Source organism: Paenibacillus sp. FSL E2-0178 (assembly GCF_038593005.1).
Lineage (GTDB): Bacteria > Bacillota > Bacilli > Paenibacillales > Paenibacillaceae > Paenibacillus_AQ > Paenibacillus_AQ phytohabitans.
This window is the reverse complement of record NZ_CP151953.1, coordinates 491,490-514,304: the sequence shown is the minus strand read 5'-3', so window position 1 is coordinate 514,304 and position 22,815 is coordinate 491,490. Positions and strand designations below refer to the sequence as shown.

Here is a 22,815-nt window from a genome sequence, read left to right as displayed (position 1 = left end):
AAGGAGGCTATTCATTATGGAGAAACAATATGTTGATGTGGCAATTATCGGCGGCGGACCGGCGGGTCTGAATGCCGCTTTGGTATTGGCGAGGGCGAAGAAAAAGGTAGTGGTGATTGATGAGGGGCGTCCACGCAATGCTGTAACTGGTGCGGTTCACGGGTTTATTACCCGTGACGGGATCACTCCGAAGGAGTTCCGGCGAATTGCACAAGAAGAGATTCTGGCCTATCCCACGGCATCATTCGTAGCGGATACAGTGATATCGATCGCAGGCACCAACGGTCAGTTTGAATTGAGCACGATGGAAGGACAAATGATAACAAGTAAAAAAATATTGTTTGCTGTCGGCATGAAGGATCAGCCGTTTTCTATTCCGGGCCTTAAGGAGGTATACGGAAAAAGCGCCTTCGTCTGCCCGTATTGTGACGGCTGGGAATTAAGGGATCAGCCGCTTGTCGTCATATCGAAGGGGACAGTCCTAATGCATTTCGCTCCGGTTGTTTCCGGATGGACAAGCCGGCTTACGGTTTGTACGAATGGTCCGGATGAACTGACCGAGGCTCAGCGCCAGGAGTTCCAGCACAATGATATTCCCTTGTTCGATTCACCGATCCGGCATATCGACTCGAAGGATGGTATCGTTCAACAAGTTGTATTGGAAGACGGGACGGTGATTCCAGCCAGGGGAATCTTTTTCAAACCTGAGCTGGCGATGGGCTCTGACCTTCCACGCACCATCGGATGCGAATTTGCAGAAACAGGAGTGCTCGCCGTTAATGAATCCGGACAAACAAATATCCCGGGCATTTATAGCGCCGGGGATGCAGCATCTATGATGCATCAGGCAATTGCTTCGGCTTCGGCCGGTTCATATGTGGCTGCAGTCATGAATAATGAGCTGAATACAGAAGCTTGGCGGAGAAACATCAAAGAAGTCCGGTAGCGGATTTAGCACCCAGTCCGCGCAACCACTGTACCAGATCAGGGGAGGCACTGCGCTGAGCGGCGTCCAAGGGAGTGAGGCCGTCCCACACAGAAGGCCAGTTTATATCCGCTTTCCGGCCGAGCAGGTATTCGGCAGCGTGTCGTTGTCCGCCGTGGCAAGCGCACCAGAAAGCGACGTTCACCTCGTCCGGAGGCGATGAGTGTCCCGCTCCCCAAGGGTATTGCTGTGAGAGCGGGTCTCCGGCAAAATGAGCTTTCATAGCATCTACCAGACCCAACGCGGCTGCATGCCAAAGAGCAGCTTTGGCTCCACGCCCAATTAATCTATGCGCTGCCCGCCATTGCGCGAATGCCACTGCGTCGTCGAGCGGCGTTCCACCGGCTATGACGGCACCGGCATCGAGAAGGAGGTCAAGCACTTCGACATCATTGCAGCTTGCAGCCCAATGAAGCGGGGTCTCGCTGTGCGGTCCAGTAAACCGGGCATTCACCTCAGCACCGGCATCAATCAACAGTGCAATTGTCACTGTATTGTTAGGGAAATGTCCGGGCCAATCAGTTGCAATATGCAGCATGGAACGCAATTCTCCGTTCCTTACAATTCTTGAGGCGGCCAACCCGGGATTCTCTTCAAGCAGCAGCTTCAGCAACGGGATATTGCCGGAATGAATCGCAGTAATTACCGAAATACCCAGCGAATGGTCCTCTGGAATGTAAGCCATGTTCTTCTCATCACTCATGATTAGAATGCCTCCCGTTCATAGGTATATCGCGACGGACTCCTTCACTAATCATACTTCATATGTATAGCCAACTTCAAAAAGATACTTGTTATTCCCGTGCCGATGTTTTATATTGACATAACAGCAGGTCAAAAATAAAAGAGGTGGATGGACGAGATGACTCCACGCACGAAGGAACAAAATGAGGATATCCGGCTGCGCCGGCTGGCGCAGATCCGCAAAGCCGCAGCCGATGTGTTTTTGGATAAAGGGCCATTACTGGAAATCCGCGATGTGGCCGCGCAGGCGGGACTCGGGTATGGTACGGTATATCACTATTACAGCAATAAAGGCGATTTGCTCAACGATCTGCTATGGGACGCGCTAGACCGGGCCGGGGGATGGATGGGTGCCGTAGAGTTTGACCCCGCCACCGCCAGCATCCGGCTGCTGCAGCTTTGGGCGGAGGACCACTCCGTATACCTGCTTTATAAGCTGGCGGGTGAGGGTTTTGCCTCGTTGCCTGAAGGGCGTTCTTCCCCGCTCTCGAACGCTTTCCGCCAGGAGGTGCTCACGCCATTTGCCGCGCTGCTGGAAACCGGGAGCGCGGCGGAGGGGGCTGCCGCTTCCGGCGGAAACGCAGCGGAATCACCGGATAAGCTGCAGCGAGCGGAAATGCTGCTGGCCGCGATGACCGGGTGCGCCTCACTTTCGCTTCGCCGCGGGAAACTGCACGAGGAGGCCGGGGATATCGCCCGGCTTCTGAAATTCTAGCAAGCATAAGGAGCGAATAAACCAAAGATGATTATTCTAAAATCCCCCCGAGAAATCGAAGAAATGAAACAGGCGGGTCAAATCGTGGCGGATTGCTACCGCGCGGTGGCCAGCCTGATCGAACCTGGGATCACCACCCAAGAAATCAATGACTTTGTAGCCAGGCACATTACCAAGCTGGGCGGCAAGCAGTTCACGAAAGGTTATAACGGGTTCCCCGCAGAAACCTGTATTTCGATTAACGATGTAGTGGCACACGGCATTCCTTCGAATCGGGCGGTCATGGACGGAGACTTGCTGAAGCTCGACATCGTCGCGGAATACGGCGGATGGTTCGGCGATTCGTGCGTGAGCTATGCGGTGGGCAACATCCGGCCGGAGGGGCAGCAATTAATGAAGGTGACGAAGGAATGTCTGGACCTGGGGATCGCCCGGGCGATTCCCGGAGGCCGGCTCGGCGACATCACATCGGCGATTCAACAACACGCGGAAGCGAACGGTTATTCCGTTGTGCGTGATTTGCTGGCGCACGGGATCGGGCGGAGCCTGCACGAAGAGCCGAGCTACGAGCATATCGGCATAGCCGGCAAAGGCATCCGGTTAAAGGAAGGCATGGTATTTACCATTGAACCCATGATCAACGAAGGTACGTACCGTATCACGATTGACGATGATGAGTGGACGGCAAGAACAGCAGACGGCAAGCTGTCGGCGCAGTATGAGCATACGATCGCAATTACGGCGGACGGACCGCTGATTCTGACTGCCCAGTAAGTGTTATTAGAACTTAATAACCGATTAACGTTAATCAGGGTGAACTTGTACTATGCCCAAAGAAACTACAGGAGAGTGTTATTATTTCAAAATACGTCGAAATCGGTTACCCGATTTATGCTGGAATGCCGGTTTTTCCAGGACTGCCAGAAGTGAAATTAGATCCTCGTGAGCGCTTGAGTAAAGGAGACGAATGGAACGGAAGTGTATTGACCATTTATCTTCATGCGGGTACCCATGTTGATGCACCGTGGCATCATTTGAATAACGGTAAGGGCATAGATGCTGTTCCAATTGAAGACTTCATCTACAGAAGCCCGCTATTGATTGACTGCCCGCTGGGCGCTGACGGTTTCATTACAACCGCTATGCTTGAGGCGTACGAAGAGCTTCATGAAGCGGATATTCTAATCTTCAATACGGGCTATTGGAAATACAGGGATACGGATTTCGAACAATACGCGAATCATTTCCCGGCCGTCTCTCCCGAAGCTGCTGAATACATCCGGACGAAGCTGCCAAACTGCAAAGCCGTAGCTATTGATACCTTAAGCATTGAAAATATGACGGAAGCCAAAAGAACCGGATTTTTTGTCCACCATGCCTTTTTAGACCATGAGAAGTATAAAGAGCCGACGATGCTAATTTATGAAGATATTAACCCAGCGCCGTTAATTGATAAAAAACTCATTTCCGCCTTCGCGGCACCCCTTCGTATTAAAGACCATGACGCTTCGATTATTAATATCATTGTTGAAGTAGAAGCTTAAGATCGATTATGAAAAACTGGTGAAGCTTACTGCTAAAATAAAGACTGTATACTCGTAAATGAGTTGCAGTCTTTATTTTGTTTATTGAGGAACTTGGGATTCTCGGATTCTGCAGTTTTTTGGTTCAACCACTAAGTCCACACCAAACCGTTAAGTCTGAATATTAATATATCAATCACTCAGCTTGTATTTATAGAGAGTTGACCAGACCAGACCCTAGCAACAGTAATTGTGGCAAATGGTTGAGTGATGAATGGCAGTAACGCAATGCAATGAAAAAATATCTTAGTGAAGGAAGTGGGAGTAATGCCTATTTTATCGACAGGTCCGCTTGAGAACAATCCGGTTAATGGAGTGAGACCCACTCAGCAGGTTACGGTTCGAGTGGATAACCGTAGTGCTGGTCTGGCATCAGAAGTATCCATCCGGGGTTATTATCTGAACAACGGAACGAGAGTTCTGTATATCAACGAATTTCTCCAAATTGCTGCAGAACAAGTGATCACGAAAAATTATTTCGCAAGTTTTGACGCTTTCGAATTTGTGTTTCTGACCGAGGATATCGATGAAGGTGGCGATCCCGTTCAAATTTCCGTATGGGGAAAGGATGCTTCAGGTCAATTGGTACCGGCCCATCGGCTGGTTTCAGCTGAACTGGTATTCAACGAAATATTTGAATGAAATAAATAACCTGACCCGGCAGGTTCTACCGGTCCTACCGGCATGACTGGACTTACCAGCGTTACCGGGTCACGAAGAGATGCAAAGAATACATGAAATAACAAGGAAACACAAAAGGCAGGCCTGAAGAAATGGGTCTGCCTTTTGTGTACTCAAGAAACCAACATGATGCCTGTTAATATTTAGTATGTAGATTACTTATACCGACTGACTGGTCTGAGGTGATGGGGATGACTGTGGAGCCTGGATGTCGAGGCTGCGCAGATGATGATTGGTCAGCCCGATGATCAGACAAACGGCGAACAAGGCAGCGGCAAGACCGAAGCATACTTCCACGCCGATTCTGTCAGCCAGAATACCTACTCCGCCATAGGTTAAGGGGATGGAGATGTTAAAGGCCATGGAGCTGATGCTGTTGACACGCCCCCGAAGCGGAGACGGAACCAGCAGCTGGAACAAGGTGCTCATCGGGATCACCGTGACTGTTACGCCAAAGCCCAGGATCAAGTTGCCGAAGCAAGCCGGCCAGAGAGCGGAAGATAAGGCAATCACACACATGCCAAGGCCTTGAACCCCCAGACCGCAGGAGAACCAGACACCAATTCTCCGGGGAGACCTGCTGCCGACGAACAGTCCGCCCAGAAGCAGCCCCACAGCTATAGCTGCATTGAAAATACCAAGCTCGCCGGAACCGCCTTCCAGCAGCTCACCGATCAGCATGGGGGGAAGTACATTGCTTGGCCCTAAGGCAATGTTGCTGAGTGTACCGAGTAGGATAAGCACGAGCATGGCCGTTTGTCCCCGCAGCCATTGCCAGCCCTCGCCGATTTCCGCGAAGATGGATAAGCCGTTGGCGGCACGGGAATTCTTACCGGCCTTGCCGCGCTGCTTAATTTGCTGAATCAGAGCAAGCGAGACGATAAAGGTTGCCGCATCCACAATCACAGCCCCTGAATTTCCGATAGAGGCCACCAATATTCCACCCGCAACCGTTCCGAGAATACGGGTGATTTGCAGGGAAACGGACAGCAGTGAATTGGCTGAGATGAGATAGGTTTTGTCTGCGATGAGCTCGGGCAGGAAGGAACTCTGCGAGGTAGCAAACAGATTGCCCATAATCGATAAGCCGACTGTGATCAGATAGATATGCAGCAGCTGAAGCTGCCCGGTGAACATGAGTACAGCAAGGGTTACGGTAAGCAGAGCCTGAACGGCATCGGCGATCTGCATAAGAATCTTTTTGTTCAAGCGGTCTACCCAGGCGCCAATGAATAAACCGAGTATCATTTCCGGCAGGAACTTGGCGACAATGACCAGCCCCACCTGGAGCGAGGAGCCGGTCATCGAGTACACGAGCCAGCTGATAGCCAGATTGTATAAGGAATCCCCGAAGACGGAGCTGGCACGGGCCAGCCATAGATAGCGGAAATCGGCATTATGTTTTAACAGGAGTCTGTAATTAGGTTTGCTGATTGCGGGGTTCAAGGAATAGCACACCTCCTTCATAAAGCGATCTTCAAGCTTCTGCTGCCGGTAACCGTTTCAGCCGCAGAAACCGGTTCGAGATACAGTGTTGCCATAACTCAGTATGGAACTCATGCTGCGCCGATTGCTGCAGCAGCTCCGTCAAACTTAAGCCAGGTACGAAATTCCGCAAAAACTCGATCATGGGTACAGGAAACGGAAAAAGAGTGCCATCCCGCCGGACGAACAGCTGCTGTTCTTTGGGCTGAGGGTAACTGGAGCAATCCGGTTTCCATTGCCCAAGAAGTTCAGTTATATTTTGCGCGGTGACTGCCTTTCCTTCGCATTCGGATCTGTCCAGGATGTTATCCAGGTTCTTTTTGTTAAAAAGCTTGTGGACCGGAAGGTAATAATGTCCCTCTAGAAGGTGTCCGTTTAATTCCAAAATCGAGTTCTCGTTAGCTGCCGTCTGAGTTGTCCCGTTGATGACCTGAAGGACCTTGTTCCTGAAACGGTCGTGATAGAACATCGAATGCGCAGTATCCACTCCCCCCACCCAGGGACGGTCAAACAGGTTGCTCCTGAGGGATGCTTTGGCCTCTGTCAGCTCCTTCGGTCCCCAACGGGAAGTGTTGGCAAGCAAGTGCGTTTGCTCACTGTAATGCAGCCTCCAGGCGACATCTTCGCCCTCAAAAGGCCGGAGATCCAGAATGCCGAAGCGCTCCGGTTCTTTGGCTATAATGGCACCTTTGGTTAAGATGAACTGGCCAAGCCCGCCAAAAGTCCAGTGTCTGCTGTTATGCTGCAAAAAATCAACTGAACTCAGGGCATCGTCAACCGTTTCCGTAGGAAATCCGGTAAATCCCATAATTTGAACACCGATGCCGGCTTCGCTGAACATTTGGATCGTTTCCTGCAGCCGGTCCACCTTGGTTCCTTTATTAATGAGATTCAATATCCGCTGGTTGCCGGATTCAAATCCGACCGAGATGGCGGTACATCCGCTTTGCTGAAGCAAAGCGCAGCGTTCCGGTGTCCAGTATTCCTCTAACCGGATCTCCGCTCCCCAGCGGATGTCGAGTCCTTCTTCCATAATCGCTGCCGCCAGCTTAAGCAGCAGGGCCGGAGATAACACGTCCACTGAGAAATAGATATATTTGTAGGTGACGGCGAGCGTCCTCAAATCTTCCATAATCTTATCCAGCGGGTATTGCCGCCAGGGACTGGTAGGCGAATCGGTATTGAGGCCGTAATCACAAAAGGTGCACCGGTTCCAATAACATCCCCGCGAAGGAGAATAGTAAATGAACGGGAAGGGGGATAAGTATTTCTCCCAGGGCAGCTTGCTGTACTCCGGCACCGGAAAGGAGCAGATATCTTCGTATTTGATTTCCAGAGCGGAGGCACCATGCACCGCCTGGTACCGGGGATGCAGCGCAATATTCGGTGACGCAGGCAGCGGTTTATGGTGCTTCAATGCCTGGAGGATAGAGACCAGTGCACTTTCACCTTCCCCGATAATGCAGGCATCTGCAGAGTCAAATACAGCATAGAAATCGCTTTTGTTCAAAATATATTTCCAGTAATCTGAGACGGCAGTCCCGCCAAATATAATCCGGATTTCCGGGCAGCTCTCCCGGATGTGCTGCGCCATGCTGAGCGCGAAAGGAAGCTGGGCGACATAGGTGATGCTGATCCCCACGAGGGAATAACCGCCAGTGATGATGCCGGGAATCAATTCGTTCCTGAAATAATTCGTGAAAGGTGCTGAGATCACTCCGGTAATTCGGGTATCGCGCATATCCATGGAGTTAAATACATTGAAAAATCCGCTGGTGGCTAAGCTGAACCCTCTGAATTGCCCCGGAAAGCCCTTTAGAGATAAGGCATCCATCCAGAGCATTACAGTCTCAACGGCGCTGGTATACAGCCTGTAGTCAAAGAATTCTGTTTCATCACGGAAAGTATGCAGCGCGGCTGGCAGCGCCCCGGCAAAATTCATGCCTTGTACTTTGAGCGCGTAATAAAGCTCCATCTGTTCAATGGGCGTAGGTTGTTCCAATGCTTGAAGCTGTGCAGTCCGTTCATTTATATACTGCATTGTTCTTCCGATTTGCTCAGGCGTTACGGTATACAGCCAGGAGTCTATATTACTATCAATAATATCAATATCTTCAAAGCCGAATTGCCGCGCATAGCCCGCCAAGCAACATAGGCTGTGATAACCTGAAGTAGGATCGCTGACCGGAGGGTATATTAGCGCAGTTTTTACCATTCCAAAACCTCCATCATGAAGAGAATTCCTCCTCATTGGAAGATTCAATGAGGAGGATGGGCTGCGGAGAGTTACTTAGTGAATGTTATTGACGTTGTTCTGGCGTGTAACATCGTTATCAGATGCTTCGGTGACTTCCAAAATCGCTGCAAGCAACTCTTTTTCTTCCTTTTTCATGTAAATTCACCTCCTTTAGCTAATTAAAGAGATTATATGCTATAAAATACCACTAGACCTATGAGTTAGCAGATTGACGATGAAAATAATTACAGATAAACTATTAAATTGGGTATTTCTGCGTAAAATCGCTAAAGCCTAAATGAATACTCACTCTGCTGTTACGGGAAGAATGTATGCAAGAGAATGTCTGGAAGGAGTGAGCGCTAGATGAAAGTTGCAATCATGGGGGCAGGAATATCGGGGCTTGCCTGTGCCATTACACTTGAGAAGCATGGAATAGAACCCGTAATTTTTGAGAGCCGCAATATGATTGGAGACCGGTTTGTGAATGCCGAAGTGCTGCTCTCCATGTTCACCCGTCCCGTTAATGACAGTATCGCTTACTTATCGGAGCAATACGGTATATATCTTCATCCGGCTGCCGGCATTTCAAAGTTTACATTTTATTCGAAGCATGAGCAGGCTATTCTGGAAGGGCAGCTAGGCTTCACGAACATTCGTGGAAGACATAAGAATTCTTATGAAGCACAGCTGGGGAGGCAGGTTAAGTCAAAAATCCATTACAGATCTGACAAAACGTATGAGGAACTGCTTGCAGACTATACGCATGTGGTGCTTGCAACGGGGGACAGCGATTACGCGAAGAAAACCCGCAATTTCAGGGAAGATCTGACGGTTTCGGTCAAAGGCGCAACGGTTGAGGGCCAATTCGATCCGTATGAGGTTAAGGCTTGGCTGGACTATGACCTCGCACCTTTCGGATACGGATACCTGATTCCATTCTCGGAGAAAGAGGCTAACCTTGTCATTGCCATTCCTGATCTCCCTGAGATGAATACCGGTATAGAAACTCTATGGGAGCGTTATTATCTCAAGGTACAAGCGGAACTCCAGCAAGCGCTGCCTATTACGGACCAATTCCAAATCACCGGTTACCCCCTAGGGGTATGTCACTCCGGCAGGATCGGCAATACATTTTATGTTGGTAATTGCTTCGGGGCAATGATGCCGTTCATGGGGTTCGGACAGCATGCCTCCTGGATGACCGGGATTTATGCCGCCCGCGATTTATGTGGTCTGGGTAATTATGAGGAGCTTACCAAGCCGATCAGAGAGAGTTATGAGAACTCGCTAGTCCTGCGCAGAACGATGGAGCATCTCTCGAATGAGACCTTGGATCTTATTATCCGTAATCTCGATAGCAGCCTGGGCAAAAAATTGCTAACAAGCTCAAACCTTAATCCTTTAAAAATAGCAAGTTATCTGCTTCGTCCCTATATTAAGCTGAAGAGCTAATTATTTTAACTTAAGAGCTTCAATAAATCGTTCCTCAGCTGTACAACTTCCCTGTTTGCACTATCCGCGTAATCCGGCAGAAGCATATCCCGTACCATATTAGTCCGCAGCCATATCATAAAGAATAAATCCAGTATCATGCTTGGCAATATAAGCACCATTTTAAATCCAGCAGGGTTAATAGTGACGCCAGCTTGTTGGATGGCCTTTAAATACTTTTTTAAGGTGACTGTTATTTGGTGTGCCGTTTGTCTGGTTCTGACTGTTTTTATGTCAATAATCTTATGGTCAGAGTGTAAAACACTAAGCAATGCAATGTCCGATACGGAATGTGTAATTAGATAAGCTCTCATATCCTTATTGATTGCGTAGGGAAGCTTCGCTGTTGTCAATAATTGTGCGAGGTTATTTACACGTTCTCTCACTGAACCGTTGATTTCTCCAAATGTAGTAGCGAATAGCATCTTTGGCGGAAACCGGGCATACAAAATCCCCTCTTTAATCTGTCCGCCAGCCCCGGGAAAAGCCGGTAAAAGTCTGTCTCCCACAATATCCAGCCACGAAGCAAATCCAATTGAATTATTAGTCATGGTAACAATATTTTTGCTTTGATTGTCTTTGAGTGCTAACAACGCGGATTCGGCTTGATCGTAACGAACGGTTACCAAAATAAAATCATATACATCATCATTTTCAAGCTTATCGATGACTTTTACCTGTACCGCTTTAACGGCACCTTTCTCATGATATTGCAGGCCTTTCTCTTTCAAGGCTGTAAACCGGTTAGAACGTGCAAACAGAGTAACATCCACCCCTGCTTCCAAGAATTTGATTGCATACGCGCTCCCTATAACACCTGCACCAAAAATCAAAATTCTTTTTTGTTTCACTGGCATAATAATCCCCCTATTTTTTAACATTCCGGTATTGACTATCCAACAGCGTGTTGTATGATGTGATCATAAATCTTTAGTCTTCCCTCATCAACCATCAGTTTTTCAGGATGTGTCGGATGATAATCTTGTCTGCGAAGGAGTATGGAATGAAAAAACAGCCCGAAATCACGGAAAAAACGAGACAAAATTTCATAGATGTTTTTTGTGAGCTGTACAGCCAAAAGCCGATTGAAAAAATCTCGGTGCAAGAGATTGCGAAGAAGTCGAGATATAACCGCAGCACCTTTTATCAATACTTCACTGATATTTACGAATTGTTGGACTCTGTTGAGAATGATTTGTTGAATTACATCAAAGAAGAGTTGGCGAATAAAAAGCTGGCTGCCTATACTGTTCAGGATGCGCTTCATTGTCTGGAAAACCAGGAATATCTCTCGGTCCTTAAGGCCCTCCTGGGTGATTATGGCAGTATCCATTTTATAGAACGCTTGAAAAGAGAAATGATCCTGGATAGATTGGATTTAAACGTTCCGCACAACGATTCCTTAAAGCCATACCTGATTGAGTTTCAGATTTCAACCTCACTTTCTCTGCTTCGTCTATGGCTTCAGCGGGAAAAGGATTTACCGCCGGAAGAATTCCACAGGTTAGTGGACAACCTATACACAGCGGGGGTAACGGCCTATTCTCAGAACTGAAACCATGCCGATTTCTCAGCATTATTCGACTTGTTCAAATTTTAATAGCGCTTACATTAGGATATTCATAGGGTCCTTCGCTCCCCGTCATTATAATGAAGGTGCAATTACCTTAAAGATGAGGTGAGGTGGGGTTAATAATGAAGAGGAAGTCCGTTGTGTCATTGCTGCTTGTCTGGATGCTGATTGTCGCAGTCGTTCCGTCTTATGCAGGTGCAGATCCGGTACCGGGTCCGGTTAGTATTGTGCTGGGAGAGACGAATACAGAGAATGGAATAACGGCCTGGAACGGGGACGGACCGGGAGGGGTCATCAAAGAGACGGTCCAGGGCAAATCCGGCTGGCGGACAGACCCGGCCGGGGGCGGGAAATATATTTACCTGAACGTGTCGGATGCCTTCATCCATGGCGGAACTAATACGGTCACGGTCACATTCGAATATTATGATATGGCCGGCAGCGCAGACAACATCTTCGGATTCTCCTACGACTCCGTATCAAGTGCATGGGATTATAACGTACCTAAGACGTATCTGACAGGCAGCAACACCTGGAAGACCGTCACCTACACCTTAAAGGACGCTAACTTTGCGAATAGGGAGAATGGGGCTGACCTCCGGATTGACACCTCTGTCCCTGTCCTGTTCGGGAGCATCACTGTCGCGAAGAGTGCGGTAACTTCTGCAGCAACGGGGCTTCAGGTGGTTCCGGTTGCCGTAAGTCTGCCCATCGGATCAACCCGTACGGTTGCTGCCGCTGTACTGGACCAGAACGGGTTCCTGATGAACAAGCTGACCCTCAGCTACACCAGCAGCAACGCTGCCATCGCCAAGGTTGAGAGCACCGGCAAGATCACGGCCATGCAGCTGGGAAGCGCCGTAGTCACAGCGAAGTACGGCACCCTCACCACGAACATTCCCGTGACTGTAACCAAGGTGACCGGACCTGTAAGCGTTATCATGGGATCGGTTACACAGGAGAACGGATTGACGCCGTTTGCCGGAGATTCGAATGCCAAGACAATCCAGACTTACAATGGCATTACCGGCTGGCAGACGAATCCTGCCGCCAGCGCGCATTATATCTATTTCAAGGTAACCGATAATTACATTTATGGCGGCAAAAACACGGTCAAGGTAACGGTAGACTACTACGACAGCGCCGTGAGCGGAGAGAAAGGCTTCAAGCTTGCCTATGATTCATCACATACGCAGTACGCTTACACAGACTTGACCGTACTGACCGGCAGCAATACCTGGAAGCAGGCGACTTACATCATAGAGGATGCCCAGTTCAGCAACCGTCTGAATAATGGCTCCGACTTCCGGATTGAGACCAGTATACCGGTCTGCTTCGCCAAGGTAACCGCTGAACTCATCCCTACCGTGTCGATGCGCGGGGCACAAGTCAAGACAGGCAGTGTTTTCAAGGAGACGGAAACATCGGGCGTCAACCTGGTTTTTGACAATCAGTTCGAATCCGGCAGGGCCCTGCATGTGAAGTACAGTCTTCTTGACTATTCGAATATTACGGTGGATGAAGGTGAGTTCGATGTCAGCCTGAATCCGGAGCAGAAGGGCTTCATCAAGCCGCTGAATTTCGGTATTCTGAACAAAGGGACGTATACCGTATCCGTAGACGCCGCCAGTGCAGACGGAACGATTCAGCTTCATGAAGACCTGCATCTCGGAACAATCACCGATCTGACGGGTAAACCTGTCCAATCGTTCCTGGGCATGAACACCCATTTCAGCAAAGCCTATGGAGGCTCAGATATCCGGCTTCCGCTGGCTGTCCAGGCAGGCGCGGTATCGATCCGGGATGGCTACAATCCGGGCAACCCAACGACTTACATTGATAACGCAGCCGCAAACGGATTAAGCACTTTCATCGTGACAAGCACAGATCCTGTTGTCATAGAACAGACGGTGACAAGTCTGCAGGGCAAGGTGAACGCTTTTGAAATCGGCAATGAACTCAGTACCCAGCTGACACCCGCGCAATATCTGGCGATTCTGCAGAACGCGTATACGATTATCAAAGGCGTGAATCCAAGCCTCAAGGTAGTCGGCGGTGTCACCTTGAACTATGATGAGCCTTGGCTGAAGCAGCTGGTCGATCTTGGGGCCACGCAATATCTGGATGTGATGTCCTTCCATGTGTACCCTTCCTACAATCCTGAACAAGGGGAGACGCTTGCTGAATTTCAGGATCTGGACAGTTATATTAAAGCTTATCAGAGTAGTCATGGGCTCACCAAGGATATTGAGCTATGGCTGACCGAGATTGGCTGGCCGACGATGGATCAGAAATGGGGAGGGGTAACGGAGCTTGATTCGGCTTCTTATGCGGTTCAATTGTATGTAGCCAATCTGGCGAATGATAAGCTGATCGATCGAATTTACTGGTACGATTTCCTGAACGACTGTACCGACAACACCTTCTATGAATGCAGTCAAGGTGTGCTGTACGTCGATAATTCGCCGAAACCTTCGTTCGTCGGGTTCAATGCCGTCTCGGAGCTGCTGGGCGGAGCCACCTTCGTTCAGGCTTACAGTCTGGCGGACAATGATGTAAGAGCCTATAAGTTCCACCGTGCGTCCGACAACCAGGATATCACTGTAATCTGGTCAAACACCGATAAGCAGATTGGTCTGCATACGGGTACCGCCGAGGTAGAGCTGAGAGATCTATTCGGTAATGCCCGTTCCTTCGATACGATCGGCGGCACGACGACATTCACGGCTTCGCAGGAACCCGTCTACCTCGTCGGCAATCTCGCCGCGGCTCCAGTGCTGGATACGCCGACCTTTCAGGCGGACACTTCTGCTATAACGGCGGCACCGGGGGAAGAAGTTCAGATACAGGTCACGCGGGCAGGCGGGGCAGAATCGCTCTCTGGAACTTACAGTCTGGCCCTTCCGGACGGCTGGCAGCTGGTATCAGGAGGCTCCTTCAGTGCGGGACCGGCAACGGATACTTTAACCGTCAGAGCCCCGGGAACCCCCTCCACCGGCAGCGCACGCCTCTACCCGACCGGTGCGTCCGGCGAACGGTACGGCAGTCTGACGCTGGAGGTTCTCATGAAGGAAGCTGACGCTGTGCATGTCTCTCCCGCCCTTAACGCAGCCGGAGACGGCTGGGATCTGGCGGTCACGATTGACAACCAGAATGCACTCGGGCCAATGGATGGGGGAACAGTCACCGTGCTGGAACCCTCTAATATGGCCGGAACGCTACCTTTTGCGCCTGTTGCGCCTCATTCGAGTACAACTCTTGTCATTCCGGCTCCGTCGCTAAGCAAGGACGCTCCATTGTCTGTCAAGATCAAGGTAGACCGGGATGACGGGTTCTCGCAGCTCATCGAACGGAATATCAGCGCTCTGACAGCGGTCAAGTCGAACCAGCCTATTACGGTAGACGGAGTTATCGGTGCAGCGGAGTGGAGCCACGCGGAGTCATTCGTATTGGATCAGGCCTCGCAGGTCCGGCTCATGACGGATTGGGGAGGAATAGAAGATCTAAGTGCCACCGCCTATACCAAGTGGGACGCAGAGCAGCTCTACCTGGCGGTTCAGGTGACAGATAATACCCATATTAACAACAATCCTCCGGGCGATGCCTGGAAGGGAGATTCCATCCAGTTCGCAATCGATCCGGGCCGTCCCGTCGAGCCTGGTAAACTGGGCTGGAGTGAGAACATCGTCGCCTTGAATCCGGAGACACAAGCAATCATGAAAAGAGGCGGCATCGGCGGCAATAACCTGCAGAATTCATCCGTCGCGATCCACCGGGAAGGCACCCAAACCGTCTACGAGCTGGCGGTTAAATGGTCAGATGTGCTTCCCGCCGGAATGACGCCGTCTGCGGCGAACTCCATCGGGTTCTCTCTGCTCGTGAATGATAATGACGGAACAGGCAGACGGGGATGGATGGAGTATATGAGCGGGATCGGCTTCAGCAAGAATCCGAATCTCTTCGGGGATCTAATCTTAACAGACCGGACGAAGCTTGGAGCAGACCTCCCCGGACCGGCTTCGATTGCGGTCGATCAGACCGAAGTCCACATGCCTGTCGGGGGGACGGTTTCTGTAACGGCTGCAGTCTATGATCAGAATAACACGGTCATGAGCGGTGTCCAGGTTGCCTGGTCGAGCAGCAATCCGGCAGTAGCTGCCGTCGATGCGGCAGGGGTGATTACCGGGGTGTCGGCCGGAACATCTGTGGTCCAAGCCACGTATGAGGGCTTAACCGCAAATGTGGCGGTGAATGTTGAGGCAGTCACCTTGATCTCCGACGGATTCAGCGGAAGCAACGGAAGCTTGATTTCCGGAAGAGCACCGGACACGGCTAATCTTCCAGGAGGGACTTGGTCGCTGGCAAGCTTCCCTTCGAACGGCAATTTCTCCGCTTATGTGAATAACAGCCAGGGAAATCCGTTGCCGCAGGCACAGATCAATGCGGCCGGCAATTCCCGGGGCGCAATGGCCATTCCAATCGTCAGCTCCGGAGCCTACCAGAAGCCGGGGAAGATGCGCATCGAGGCGGATCTCTCCTTCCCGGTGAAAGCTACCGAGCAGGTGGGACTCGGATTCTACGCCGCACTTCCCTCACAGAGCAGCGGCGAGCTTGCTGAGTCTTATTTTACCGGCCTGAGCATCGACAACCGGACGGGCGCCATCACGCTTAAGGTGAACGGGCAATCTGTCCGGTCCGAGATTGCGTATACCGGAACCTGGAATCCGGAGAGCGGCTTCCTGCATCTGGCCTATACGGTTGATACCTCCACGGGCGCGATCTCAAATATAACCTTTACGGGGAGTACCAGCAATTACAGCTTCCAGACAGACGGATTTAACGGAAACGCCACTGCTTATGCGGCCGTCCTGATCGGGTCGACTTCCCAGCGGGATCACCGCGTGTATCTGGATAATTTCAAAATTAGCGGTTTATAGAACCAAGCAGGACAACAGCGGTGCGGGGAGTAGTCTCCGTACCGCTGTTTGGCATGGCCGTTTAAATTTTCATAGCGAGGAAGTACAGATATTCCATTCCCGCTCTTAGCGAAACTCTATACAATTACGCTGAGTCTACCGAAGAAACGACAAGGGGAGTGCCGCAATGAATAACATTGTACATGTCATATCCCATACACATTGGGATCGGGAATGGTATATGCCGTTTGAGAAGCATCACGTGAGACTGGTCGCTTTGATGGATGAATTGCTGGACGTGCTGGAACGGGACGCGGAATTCCGCAGCTTCCATCTCGACGGGCAGACGATCATCCTGGACGATTATTTACAAGTGCGCCCTGATCGCAGGGAAGAGCTTGAGCAGCGTATAAGAGAGGGCCGTATCCTGATCGGCCCCTGGTATATCCTGCAGGATGAGTTCCTGACCAGTCCGGAAGCCAACGTGCGGAACCTGCTGGCCGGCTGGCAGGCCGCGAAGCCCTATGGCCGCTGGACGAGGATCGGTTATTTCCCTGATTCCTTCGGGAATATCGGGCAGGCGCCGCAGCTGATCGCGCAAGCGGGCATGACAGCGGCGGTATTCGGTAGAGGGGTGAAGCCGACAGGCTTCAATAATTACACCCGGCAATCAGGCAGCTACGAATCGCCTTATTCCGAGATGTACTGGGAGTCGCCTGACGGCACGAAAGTCCTGGGTATCTTATTCGCGAACTGGTACAACAATGGGATGGAGATACCGGTCCGGAACGAAGAGGCTACGGCCTATTGGGACGAACGCATAGCAGCGGCAGGGCAGTATGCCTCGACACCTCACCTGCTGCTCATGAACGGCTGCGACCATCAGCCGGTCCAGGCCGATCTGTCCGCAGCGCTTGCGGCCGCACGCCGGTTATATCCGGATACCCGGTTCGTACATTCTGACTTCGAATCCTATATCGAACAGGTCCGGGCTGCGGCACCGGAGAAGCTTAACATCATCCAAGGAGAACTGCGAAGCTTACGCAGTGACGGCTGGTATACACTAGTCAACACGGCTTCAAGCCGGATTCATCTGAAGCGGCAGAATGCCCTGGGCCAATCAGAGCTGGAGCGTGTTGCAGAGCCGCTCGCAGCCTTCGCTTACCTGCAGGGGGATGCCTACCCGCATCACTTGCTTGCTTATGCGTGGAAGACGCTGATGCAGAATCATCCTCACGACAGCATCTGCGGCTGCAGTGTTGATGAGGTTCACCGGGAGATGGCAACACGGTTCGACAAAAGTCTTCAGGTGGCGGAATCGGTCGCCCTGGACAGCGCGGAGTCTCTTGCGGGCAGGGTGGATACCTCTTGCTTCGCAGCATACGGTAACGCCTTGCCGTTCGTTGTATTCAACACGTCCGGCTGGCCCAAGCACGGTGTCGTCACGGTGGAACTGGAGACCCAGCGGTTGTATCTGGCTGAAGGCAAGCCGGCTGAGCTGAAGCAAAGACTCAGCAGCCTGCCCTTCCGGCCGGGATACGTCATTACGGATTCGGGCGGGAACCTTGAAGCGCAGGTGGAGGACCTCGGCGTCCGCTTCGGCTACAAGCTGCCGAAGGACCGGTTCCGCGAGCCTTATTACGCCCGTATCATCCGCTTGACCTTCTTAGCCGGCCAAATTCCGGCTCTCGGATACCGGACATTCGCCTGGGCAACGGATACGCTGCCAGCTGCATCTTTCCCGCCGTCTTCGCTGGTTACAGGTCCGCGATCAATGGAGAATGAATGGATTCGGGTGGATATTGCAGATAACGGAACGTTCACTTTGCTGGATAAGGCATCGCAGACAACCTATCCCGGACTAGGCTATTTCGAGGATACGGGCGATATCGGCAATGAATACGTATATACCGCACCGCAGGGACATTCTGCGCTGACGACGGAAGGCAGCCCGGTGTCTTCCTGCGAACTGGTGGAGAATTGGGCCGGTGCAGCCGCGTTCGAAATCGTTCACCGGTGGGCTGTTCCGGCAGAAGCGGATTCGCTGCTGCAGGAAGAGATCGATGCGATGGTTCCGTTCATGGATCGGCAAGCCCAGCGCGGCAAGCGTGAGATTCCGCTCATCCTCAGGATGAAGGTGACGCTGGAGCGGGGAGCGAGAAGCTTGAAGCTATCGGTCCATTACGACAATCAGGCGAAGGATCACCGGCTGCGTATCTGCTTCCCGGCCGGCATTCAGGCGGACAGCCATTACGCGGAGTCAGTCTTCGAGATTGCGGAGCGCAGTAATATACCCGACCCCGAATGGGTCAATCCGAGCTACTGCCATCCTCAGCAATCATTCTCCGGCATCGATTCCGTGGAGGCCGGTCTGATGGCGGCTGGCCTCGGGCTGCACGAGTATGAAGTGCTGCAGGACGGCCGTAACACGCTTGCCGTCACGCTGCTTCGGGCCGTGGGCGAATTAGGGGACTGGGGCGTGTTCCGCACGCCGGAGGCACAGTGCCTGGGAACGCATACGGCCCAGCTCAGCCTCATTCCGTATTCGGGTAAGCCGTTCCGGACTGAAGCGGCGGCGGAAGCCTATCGCCAGTCGGTTCCCTTTACGGTAATTCCAACCGGGTTGAAATCCGGAGAACTTCCCCCTACCCATTCTTGGCTGCAATGGGAGGGAGACGGATTGTTACTAACCTCGGTCAAGGTTTCGGAAGAAACCGGCGATCTCGCCGTCCGCTGGTTCAATGCGTCTATGCAGCCAGCGGTCTTATTGCTGGATGCACCTCCGGGAGGCGGGGGCGTATGGAACAAAAGCAACATTATGGAGGAACGTCTGCATAGGCTGACCCCAGGGCAGGATGGACGGGTTCGGTTGCCGGTCCGGCCTGCCGAAATTGTGACGGCGGTTTATGAGAGAGCCGGTCAGGAAGGACTCCCTTTAGCGTAATAATCGGATTATAATGAATTATGGAAAAAATTATGATCTGGGGGCGATGGCCATACTCTCGTTAATCCATTCGGTCACAAAGGGGATTATGGCTGTATTCGGCTATTTTTCACGCTCCCTTTTCCGTAAAATGCTGCTCGCCTTATTCGCGATCATCACGATTACGGTATCAACGCTTGGCTTATATACCTACGATCATACGTCCTCCGATATCAAGCAGCGCGAGATCCAGAATATGGAGCTCTTCAGTTCGCAATCAGCCGCCAACCTGGAGACGCAGATGGCCAATATCAAGAGTACCGCATGGAATTACTTCTCTGACCCGAGATTCCAAAGCTTCGTGCAGACGTTAGGCTCCGATCCGCTGGCTTATAGTGAATTCTCCGGCAACTTCAGTCAATTCGTGACCGATCATTCCGCAGTCGAATTCATCGTGGTTACACAGCTTGAGGGCAATCGCTTGATCAAAGGCAATCTCAATAACACGGATGTAGTCGATTTCGAAGATTTGAAGGAGATCGCGGTGGCGAATAACGGCAGAGGCGTCTGGGTCCCCTCGATAGCTTTTGACCGGCGTACAGGGCAGGAGGTTAGCACGCTGACTTTCGTACAGGCAGTCAAGAATATCAGCACGCTATCCAAGTTCCCTATAATCGGTGTCCTGATGGTCCAGCTGTCTTATGAGTATCTGAAGCAATGGCTCTCAGGACTTGGTGAGACGGAAGGCGTGGACTTTCTGCTGGTGGATGCAAGGGAAGAGACGGTCCGGATCTCTGCTGATTCCTCACTGCCCGGTAAACCGCTGGAGCGCCGTAACGATTCGGAAGTGCTGTACGTTTCCCAGCCTTTGGCGAATACGTCATGGGTACTGGTGGGCATCGTTAATGTCCGTACCCTGCTCAAAGAGGTGAACGGATTGGCGCGGGATACGATCTTGATCGGAATTGCCTGCTTATTGGGAGCCATGCTGGTGGCTATTCTGCTGTCCTCACGAATTCTTACACCACTCAAAGAGCTGAAGAAAGGCATTCTGGCCGTTGAGAAGGGCGATTACGATATTATTCTGCCTATCCGCACCAAAGATGAAACCGGTTACATTATTCACCGTTTTAACCACATGACTGAGGAGATCAAGTCGCTGATCCGGAAAGTGTACGAGGCAGACTTAGTCCGTAAAGAAGCGGAAATCAAGGCGCTGCAATCGCAGATCAATCCTCACTTTCTCTACAATACACTAGGCATAATCGATAGCCTTGCCACCCTGCATGATGACGACCGTATTAGCCTGATCAGCAGGTCACTGGCAAAGATGTTCCGTTACAACATAAGTGCTGCCCGGACGTCAACGATACAGCTTGAGCTGCGTCAGATCGAATTGTACCTCTATATTCAGCAGCAGCGGTACGGGAACCGGTTCAAATATACGATCGAAGTGGAGGATTCAATATACGGCTTCTCCATTCCGAAGCTGCTGATACAGCCCTTGGTGGAGAATTGCTTCGTGCATGTCTTCGACAGAATGTCTGCGCAGTGCGAGCTGCGAATCCGGGGCTGGAGACGGTCCGATCAGGAAATCTATCTCTCTGTATGGAACAACGGCCCGCCGATTGCAGCGTCAAGACTGGCGGAGCTCAACATGCTGCTGAGTCAGGATATCCAGCAGCGGCGTGACGAGCTGCCGCCATCCTCCATCGGACTGATGAACGTGCAGAACCGGATCAAGCTGCTGTATGGAAATGAATATGGTCTTACCATTACCAGTGAGCCGGAGCAAGGCACTGAAGCCGTTATTCATCTAAGAAAACTGGGAGAGGAGGAGTAGTGGGATGAAACTGCTCCTGATTGAAGATGAGCCTATCTTACGGCAAGGCCTGATCCGGATCATCGAACGGATGGGGCTGCCGATCGGGGAGATTGGCGAAGCCGCAAATGGAATTGAAGGCTTGCAGCGTCTGGCTGAGCTCCGGCCGGACATCGTCATTACGGATATCCGGATGCCGGAGATGAACGGGCTGGATTTCATCCGCGAGGCCAAGGAGGTCGACGATAAACTGCAATTTATCCTGGTCAGCGGCTATGAAGAATTCGAGTTCGCCAAAAGAGGCATCCAATACGGAGTTGCCGACTATCTGCTGAAGCCGGTCGAACCCGAAGAGCTTCGGGGCTGCCTGATCCGGATCATGGCGAAGATCGAGCAGGACCGACGGCATTCCACGCTCGGCGATGAGCTCCAGCTGCTTCAGCAAAGAAGCGAGGAGACTTCGCGTGAGCGGCTGTTGACCCAGCTGATCCAGCAGGGAGACGAGGGCTTTGCCTTCGAGCAGGACAGGGAGCTGGCTTCCATGAACACTTCTTGCCGCGAGTTCGTAATCGTCCTGTTCGAAGTCACACGGCCCGACTTGCCCTATAGCTCTTTCCTCCAGGGAGACGAAGCTCTGCTTAGATTTGCAATCTCCAATGTCATCTCCCAGCTGATTGAATCCAGGGAGCGGGAAGGGATGTTATTCCGCCATTCCATCTATGACAAAGAGCTTGTCTACCTCCTTGGAGACGGCAATTCCATCGGCCTCACCTCTATAAAGCATGAGCTTGAAGGGGGGATGACGGGGATTCACCGCTATCTTAAGCTTGAGGTGACCATCGGCTTCGGCCTGCCGGTGCGGAATATCCGCCAGATCCATCAGTCCTATCAGCAAGCCAAGCAAGCGCTGCGGGACCGGATTATCCACGGACGGAATAAAGTATACGGCTTGACACCGGCAGCCGGCGGTCAGGGTAACGGGAGCTCGGTTCTTGCGGAAGAGGATGAGCGGTTCGTATTCCGCCTTTTGAACGATGGCAATGCCGCAGCCTTAATCAAGTGGCTCGGCCCCCGTATCGAAGCTCTCGTGGAGTACGAAGCTTCCAGCTTCAATCAGCTGGAGAGCTTCTGCATTGATCTCCATCTTCTCTACCGCAAATATCTGCTGCTTAAGACAAGTATCCCGGAATGGATCATCGGTGAGGTCGGCGATCTCCTGAGCTGGCTTCACGGGGTGGAGAGCTGGACGGAGATTGAGGTCAAGCTTGCCGCTATGACCCATAATATGATGGATCACTTAAACAGGATGCGGCATTCCTCGAATCCCGATCTTATGGATGAAATCAAGCTCTATATAGACAATAATCTGCATGAGCCGATCAGTCTCCAGGTCATTGCTGACCGCTTCTATATCCACCCGAATTATTTCTCCAGACGGTTCAAAGAACGGTTTAAAAGCAGCTTCATCAGCTACATGACTGAAGAACGAATCCGCAAGGCCGGACAGCTCTTGAAGAAGACGGAGCTGCAGATCCAGGAAATTGCCGTTCTGGTTGGCTTTCCCGATGCGGCTTATTTCAGCAGCGTGTTCCGGAAGTCGACAGGTACGACTCCGGTGCAGTACCGCTTGAACATGTCGGCTGCTTCAGAGTAAGGCC

15 protein-coding genes are annotated in these 22,815 nt (G+C 51.6%); 11 read left to right on the top strand and 4 right to left on the bottom strand.

Going from position 1 to position 22,815, the window contains the following annotated elements; genetic code table 11:
- Positions 1 to 16: 16 nt before the first annotated feature.
- Positions 17 to 946, top strand: a complete 930-nt coding sequence (locus MHI42_RS02060) for an NAD(P)/FAD-dependent oxidoreductase (protein ID WP_342422576.1) — start codon at positions 17 to 19, stop codon at positions 944 to 946.
- Here the strand turns inward: MHI42_RS02060 and MHI42_RS02055 are convergent.
- Positions 930 to 1,688 carry an ankyrin repeat domain-containing protein gene (locus MHI42_RS02055; RefSeq protein WP_342422575.1) on the bottom strand — a complete coding sequence of 253 codons (759 nt, stop codon included), beginning with the start codon at positions 1,686 to 1,688 and terminating at the stop codon, positions 930 to 932. The genes MHI42_RS02060 and MHI42_RS02055 overlap by 17 nt on opposite strands.
- Positions 1,689 to 1,847: 159 nt before the next feature.
- Here MHI42_RS02055 and MHI42_RS02050 point away from each other — a divergent pair, with 159 nt between their 5' ends.
- The 4 genes from MHI42_RS02050 to MHI42_RS02035 all read left to right on the top strand — a co-directional run bounded on the left by MHI42_RS02050 (position 1,848) and on the right by MHI42_RS02035 (position 4,669).
- The gene (locus MHI42_RS02050) at positions 1,848 to 2,444 is read left to right on the top strand and encodes a TetR/AcrR family transcriptional regulator (RefSeq protein WP_342422574.1); all 597 of its coding nucleotides are present in this window, start codon (positions 1,848 to 1,850) and stop codon (positions 2,442 to 2,444) included.
- A 27-nt stretch (positions 2,445 to 2,471) separates the two neighbouring features.
- A complete protein-coding gene (map, locus tag MHI42_RS02045; protein WP_342422573.1) occupies positions 2,472 to 3,218 on the top strand; it encodes a type I methionyl aminopeptidase in 747 nt (248 codons plus the stop codon).
- Between the two features lie 23 nt (positions 3,219 to 3,241).
- On the top strand, positions 3,242 to 3,988 hold the full coding sequence (locus tag MHI42_RS02040; RefSeq protein WP_341068735.1) for a cyclase family protein: 747 nt from the start codon (positions 3,242 to 3,244) through the stop codon (positions 3,986 to 3,988).
- 306 nt (positions 3,989 to 4,294) lie between these two features.
- Positions 4,295 to 4,669, top strand: coding sequence for a hypothetical protein (locus MHI42_RS02035; protein WP_342422572.1), 375 nt, complete (start codon positions 4,295 to 4,297; stop codon positions 4,667 to 4,669).
- 198 nt (positions 4,670 to 4,867) lie between these two features.
- Here the strand turns inward: MHI42_RS02035 and MHI42_RS02030 are convergent, their stop codons facing one another.
- Both MHI42_RS02030 and MHI42_RS02025 read right to left on the bottom strand, forming a co-directional pair.
- On the bottom strand, positions 4,868 to 6,154 hold the full coding sequence (locus MHI42_RS02030; protein WP_171719589.1) for an MFS transporter: 1,287 nt from the start codon (positions 6,152 to 6,154) through the stop codon (positions 4,868 to 4,870).
- A gap of 31 nt (positions 6,155 to 6,185) precedes the next feature.
- The gene (locus tag MHI42_RS02025; RefSeq protein ID WP_342422571.1) at positions 6,186 to 8,408 is read right to left on the bottom strand and encodes a radical SAM protein; all 2,223 of its coding nucleotides are present in this window, start codon (positions 8,406 to 8,408) and stop codon (positions 6,186 to 6,188) included.
- A 387-nt stretch (positions 8,409 to 8,795) separates the two neighbouring features.
- Here MHI42_RS02025 and MHI42_RS02020 point away from each other — a divergent pair, with 387 nt between their 5' ends.
- Positions 8,796 to 9,884 carry an NAD(P)/FAD-dependent oxidoreductase gene (locus MHI42_RS02020; protein WP_342422570.1) on the top strand — a complete coding sequence of 363 codons (1,089 nt, stop codon included), beginning with the start codon at positions 8,796 to 8,798 and terminating at the stop codon, positions 9,882 to 9,884.
- A 5-nt stretch (positions 9,885 to 9,889) separates the two neighbouring features.
- On the opposite strand, the gene MHI42_RS02015 is transcribed toward MHI42_RS02020, so the two are convergent.
- Positions 9,890 to 10,780, bottom strand: coding sequence for a 2-dehydropantoate 2-reductase N-terminal domain-containing protein (locus tag MHI42_RS02015; protein WP_342422569.1), 891 nt, complete (start codon positions 10,778 to 10,780; stop codon positions 9,890 to 9,892).
- A gap of 146 nt (positions 10,781 to 10,926) precedes the next feature.
- Between MHI42_RS02015 and MHI42_RS02010 the strand changes: the two genes are divergently transcribed.
- The 5 genes from MHI42_RS02010 to MHI42_RS01990 all read left to right on the top strand — a co-directional run bounded on the left by MHI42_RS02010 (position 10,927) and on the right by MHI42_RS01990 (position 22,811).
- Positions 10,927 to 11,478 carry a TetR/AcrR family transcriptional regulator gene (locus tag MHI42_RS02010; RefSeq protein WP_342422568.1) on the top strand — a complete coding sequence of 184 codons (552 nt, stop codon included), beginning with the start codon at positions 10,927 to 10,929 and terminating at the stop codon, positions 11,476 to 11,478.
- Positions 11,479 to 11,618: 140 nt separating this feature from the next.
- Positions 11,619 to 16,433, top strand: a complete 4,815-nt coding sequence (locus MHI42_RS02005) for a sugar-binding protein (protein ID WP_342422567.1) — start codon at positions 11,619 to 11,621, stop codon at positions 16,431 to 16,433.
- 166 nt (positions 16,434 to 16,599) lie between these two features.
- A complete protein-coding gene (locus tag MHI42_RS02000; RefSeq protein WP_342422566.1) occupies positions 16,600 to 19,356 on the top strand; it encodes an alpha-mannosidase in 2,757 nt (918 codons plus the stop codon).
- Positions 19,357 to 19,369: 13 nt separating this feature from the next.
- Positions 19,370 to 21,178 (top strand): sensor histidine kinase, encoded by a 1,809-nt coding sequence (locus tag MHI42_RS01995; RefSeq protein ID WP_342422565.1) that lies wholly within the window; start codon positions 19,370 to 19,372, stop codon positions 21,176 to 21,178.
- Positions 21,179 to 21,182: 4 nt separating this feature from the next.
- Positions 21,183 to 22,811, top strand: a complete 1,629-nt coding sequence (locus MHI42_RS01990; RefSeq protein ID WP_342422564.1) for a response regulator — start codon at positions 21,183 to 21,185, stop codon at positions 22,809 to 22,811.
- The last annotated feature ends 4 nt before the right edge of the window (positions 22,812 to 22,815 follow it).

Bases quoted from the DNA above. Each gene is read 5' to 3' on its own strand.
- MHI42_RS02055 (WP_342422575.1), bottom strand. From the start codon at position 1,688: ATGAGTGATGAGAAGAACATGGCTTACATTCCAGAGGACCATTCGCTG.
- MHI42_RS02025 (WP_342422571.1), bottom strand. From the start codon at position 8,408: ATGGTAAAAACTGCGCTAATATACCCTCCGGTCAGCGATCCTACTTCA.
- MHI42_RS02010 (WP_342422568.1), top strand. From the start codon at position 10,927: ATGAAAAAACAGCCCGAAATCACGGAAAAAACGAGACAAAATTTCATA.
- MHI42_RS01995 (WP_342422565.1), top strand. From the start codon at position 19,370: ATGAATTATGGAAAAAATTATGATCTGGGGGCGATGGCCATACTCTCG.
- map (WP_342422573.1), top strand. From the start codon at position 2,472: ATGATTATTCTAAAATCCCCCCGAGAAATCGAAGAAATGAAACAGGCG.
- MHI42_RS02015 (WP_342422569.1), bottom strand. From the start codon at position 10,780: ATGCCAGTGAAACAAAAAAGAATTTTGATTTTTGGTGCAGGTGTTATA.
- MHI42_RS02020 (WP_342422570.1), top strand. From the start codon at position 8,796: ATGAAAGTTGCAATCATGGGGGCAGGAATATCGGGGCTTGCCTGTGCC.
- MHI42_RS01990 (WP_342422564.1), top strand. From the start codon at position 21,183: ATGAAACTGCTCCTGATTGAAGATGAGCCTATCTTACGGCAAGGCCTG.
- MHI42_RS02005 (WP_342422567.1), top strand. From the start codon at position 11,619: ATGAAGAGGAAGTCCGTTGTGTCATTGCTGCTTGTCTGGATGCTGATT.
- MHI42_RS02060 (WP_342422576.1), top strand. From the start codon at position 17: ATGGAGAAACAATATGTTGATGTGGCAATTATCGGCGGCGGACCGGCG.
- MHI42_RS02050 (WP_342422574.1), top strand. From the start codon at position 1,848: ATGACTCCACGCACGAAGGAACAAAATGAGGATATCCGGCTGCGCCGG.
- MHI42_RS02000 (WP_342422566.1), top strand. From the start codon at position 16,600: ATGAATAACATTGTACATGTCATATCCCATACACATTGGGATCGGGAA.
- MHI42_RS02035 (WP_342422572.1), top strand. From the start codon at position 4,295: ATGCCTATTTTATCGACAGGTCCGCTTGAGAACAATCCGGTTAATGGA.